This window comes from Tenacibaculum finnmarkense genomovar ulcerans, from assembly GCF_900239495.1.
GTDB classification, from domain to species: domain Bacteria; phylum Bacteroidota; class Bacteroidia; order Flavobacteriales; family Flavobacteriaceae; genus Polaribacter; species Polaribacter ulcerans.
Map to the genome: position 1 here is coordinate 1 of NZ_OENE01000021.1, position 1,280 is coordinate 1,280.

The 1,280-nt window shown below is 34.6% G+C and carries 1 protein-coding gene; it reads right to left on the minus strand.

Going from position 1 to position 1,280, the window contains the following annotated elements:
* Positions 1 to 96: 96 nt before the first annotated feature.
* The coding region (locus tag DPIF8902391_RS07495) for a gliding motility-associated C-terminal domain-containing protein (protein ID WP_172505468.1) at positions 97 to 1,280 on the minus strand (1,184 nt) is incomplete at its 5' end.

Below are 1,280 nucleotides of genomic sequence, written 5' to 3' on the forward strand. Positions count from 1 at the left end.
ATACAATGAATAATCTACATTGTTTTGAGCAATACCCGTGTAAGCCAACGTGATTAATAGCACGAAGGTTAATTTTTTTAATAACATCATTTTTATTTAGTAATTTATATAAACCCAGCCTTTTAAAACCTTTTTTGTAGCGTTGTTTAGCTCTAAAATATAGACATAAGAACCCACCGGAAGTTTTGATTCTTTGTTTATCGTTATTTTTCCGTTAGAAGTACCATCCCAATCATTATTATAGGTAAGCGCCTTGTACACTAAATTTCCGTGTCTGTTGTAAATACGCATAATATTCTTTGGATATTTATTTGCCACATCTGGCAGTACTATCCAAGTATCATTCACACCATCACCATTTGGTGAAAATCCGTTTGCCACTTCTTGATTCCTTTTTATACGAATTGTAGCGGTTTTATTTTTTGTACACGGGCTTGTTGAAGTGATCGTATAAATATAGGTATTGCTGTTCTTTTTAACCCAAGAACCATCCGTATCAGGGAACCCCTCTAAGGCTGCAAATAAATCATCTTCCGTAGGTTCTGTTCCGTCTAACATTGATAAAACGCCATCTAATCCTGCACTTTTCACTTCAGATTCTTCATTAACAGTTACACTTGCTGATTTATTATTACACCCTAAACTTGTTGTTTGTGTATAAGTGTATATTAAACCATTTTCTGACCAAGTTCCACCCGTTTCAGGATTTCCTTTTAAAGCAGCGAATAATTGTTTTTCTGTTAAAGTTGTTCCTTTACAAATTGTTAAAGTCGCATCAGCCCCTGCACTTTTTGCTTCGGATTGCTCCATCACAACTACTCTTGAAAAATTAGGATTACAACCCAAACTAGCCACCTGTGTATAGGTATATACTAAGCCGTTTGATGTCCAAGTTCCACCAAGATCAGGAGAACCTTCTAAAGCATCAAACAATTGTTTTTCTGTTAAAACTGTTCCTTTACAAACAGTTAACATTCCGTTTTCACCAGCATTTTTTGCAGTATCTTCATCAACAGTTACACTTGCTGATTTCGGATTACAACCTAAATAAGTTGTTTGTGTATAAGTATATACCAAGCCGTTTTTTTTCCAAGTTCCACCCGCCTCAGGATTTCCTTCTAAAGCAGCGAATAAATCATCATTTGTAGGATTTACTCCTTTACAAACAGTTAATTTTCCATCTTTTCCTGCGCTTTTTGCATCATCTTGAATTGTAATTGTAACCTTTGCAGAATTTTCTTTACAACCTAAATCAGTTGTTTGTGTATAAGTATATACTA